Consider the following 2,643-nt stretch of genomic DNA (forward strand, 5'->3'; position numbering starts at 1 on the left):
TCGATCTCCTCCAGCTCGGCATCCGCCGGCATGTCGGGCTCGGCCGCCAGTTCACCCGACGGCGCGATGAAGCCCGACAGATACCAGCGCGACGGGCTTTCCCCCGCCGGCAACCGTTCGTTCGCCAGATCGCCGTCCTCCGCCTCGCTCGGCCCGATCAGGTTGCGGCGCAGCCGATGTACCAGCCCTTCGCGCACGCCCGCCGCGCTCACAGCATCCGCTCCATCGTCGCCCGTTCCTCGTTCAGTCGCAGCAGCCGCGCCAGCACCGCGTCGCGAAACGGCGCCGGCCAGAACAACCGTCCCTGATAACGATGATCGTCCTCGCTATCCGCATCCAGAAAGACAGGCGCGGCGGCGGCGGCGAGATCCCCCCAGCCGTAAGCGGCGAGCACGGCCCGATCCATGTCATGATGCAGCGTCCGCAGGCCCTCGATATCCGCACCGCCGTCGGCCTTATGGTGGAAGCGGTTATAGGTCGGCGTCATCCCCTGATCCGCCGCGATCATCAGTGCGGCACGGTGATCGTGATAGGCCCGGCCGGCGGCTTCCAGTGCCGGCGCATCGGCGTGGCCGGGGGGCAGGGGGAAAGTTTCAAAGCAATCGGTCGGCGTGTAGCGCAACCGTTCTTCCAGTGTCGAAGCGAAGAACCGCGTCCAAACCTCGTGCACCCGCGACTGAAGGGTGGCGAATGTGCCAAGCCCGGGAAAGGCGAAGACCGCCAGCGTGTTCGCAAAGCACGTCGCCGAGGATAGGCGCGCGAACGCGACATGGGGCGTCGCACCGCAGCCATGGACCAGGAAATGGTCCATCTGTCCCGCTGCCGCGGCGATCGCCTTCCGGTCGGCGGCGAATTGCCACCAACGCGCGGCGACGTCCCGGTTCCACGCATTTGTCGGGGGCAGCGCCTCGCGTTCCGGCCGCACCTTGGCCTCCGCAATGGCGATCAGATCCGGATAGCGGTCGCGTGCATCCTGTTCGGACAGGTGGCTCAGGTTCATCGCATATCGGCGATGTTCATGCCGCGGCGAGGTGTTGACTTCCTGCCCGCCGATATAGGGCTTGATGACGGCTGCGCGGTCGGGATGTGCGGCCATAATCTGTCGCATCCGCGCGATCGATGACGTCTTGCCGCCATCGGCATTGGCATCGTCGAAGGTGAAGCCTGCCCCCAGCAGGATCGACCCCTGAAACGCCTCGCCCGCATTCTCCCGCAACGCCGCCGGCGAGGCGTCCAGATCGCCCTCCATCAGATAGGCCGAGATTCGCCGCACCGGCCGCCCGTCCAGCACCGGTGCGGCATCATCCGCCCCAGCGCCCTTGCGCACGAACACCTGCGCCACGACCACCGCGGCATCGCCCTCCCATTGATGCCGGCTCACCGCGCGAAAGATCACGCCGCCTTCGTCCAGTATCCGTCTGAGGCCGGTATCGCGCGTATCGCCCTGCCGGATCGTGTTGGTCGCGATCAGCCCGAACGCGCCGCCCCGGCGCAGCAATCCGAAGGCCCGGCGAAAGAAATGCGCGGCCAGATCGGCATTGCCATGCGCATGCGGGTGCAGCGTCTTCAGCCAATCCGGATAGGCGGGGGCATGTCCCGCCGCGATCGTGTTCTTGCCGGCAAAGGGCGGATTGCCGACGATCGCGTCGAAACCGGGGTTGGGGCGGGTAAACACGTCCTCGAACTCCAGCTCCCAGTGGAAGCTGGTGATCCCGATCGGCGAGGCGTGCAGCCGGTCGCGCAGGGCTTCCAGCCGCGACCAGCTTTGCGTGCCGGGCGCCAGCACCAGTTGCTGCACCTCCGCCAGCCGCGCCTCGCGGTCGCGTACGCCGCTGCCCTCGAAAAAGGATTGCAGCACGGCATCGGCCACCAGATGCGCGCGGGTCAGCGCGGTCATCGCCGCGCGGTGGCGTCCCTCCTGCACCGCATAAGGCGCGATCTCCGCCTCGTGGCGCACCAGCCGCCGCAGGTCGGCCGCCGCGTTGATCCCCTCGCGCACGATCGCCTCGACGAAGCTGTGCTGCCCGGACACCTTGCCCCAGGTCACCGCGACGATCTTGGGATTGGGCAGCCCGACCAGGCTGTCGCCGCAGCGTAGTACATTGTCCAGAAAGGTGAACTCATGCGCGCTGGCCAGTGTCTCCAGCCACAGCGACAGCTTGGCCAGGTCGATCGCCAGCGGGTTGCGATCCACCCCGCGCAGGCAATGCTGCGCCACCAGCCGCTTGGCGTGCAGCAACTCGTCCTCGTCCGCCGGGATCGTCGGCCGCTGCGCCGGCCAGCGCGCCCATGCCGCCACCAGCCGCTCGCCCAATTGCCGGCATGCCTCCACCAGAAACGCGCCCGATCCGGCGGCGGGGTCGCACACCTTCAGGTCCAGCACCTCCGCCGGCCCGGCATCCGCCCCGATCCGGGCAAGGGCAGGGGCCAGCGCGTGCTGCACGATCGGCCGGGTCAGCGTCGGCGGCGTGTAATGGCTCCCGGTCCGCCGTCGCTCGTCGGTCGGTTGCAGGATCGGCGTGCCGGCGGCGACCGGGCTTCCCCGCGGGCAGGCGCGCAGGTCCACCACCGGCGCCAGCGCCGCCGCCAGTCCCGCCGCATCCTCCGCCGACCGGCTGTCTCTTATACACATCTGACGCTGCC

At 68.7% G+C, this 2,643-nt stretch carries 2 protein-coding genes; both read right to left on the reverse strand.

Features of this window, described 5'->3' with window-relative positions; genetic code table 11:
- A partial coding sequence (locus tag Q0U08_RS19635) for a hypothetical protein (RefSeq protein WP_298093476.1) occupies positions 1-212 on the reverse strand: 212 nt, incomplete at its 3' end.
- A partial coding sequence (locus Q0U08_RS19640; RefSeq protein ID WP_298093478.1) for a DNA methyltransferase occupies positions 209-2,643 on the reverse strand: 2,435 nt, incomplete at its 5' end. The genes Q0U08_RS19640 and Q0U08_RS19635, both read right to left, overlap by 4 nt.

It is taken from the genome of uncultured Sphingomonas sp., assembly GCF_946477935.1.
Lineage (GTDB): Bacteria > Pseudomonadota > Alphaproteobacteria > Sphingomonadales > Sphingomonadaceae > Sphingomonas.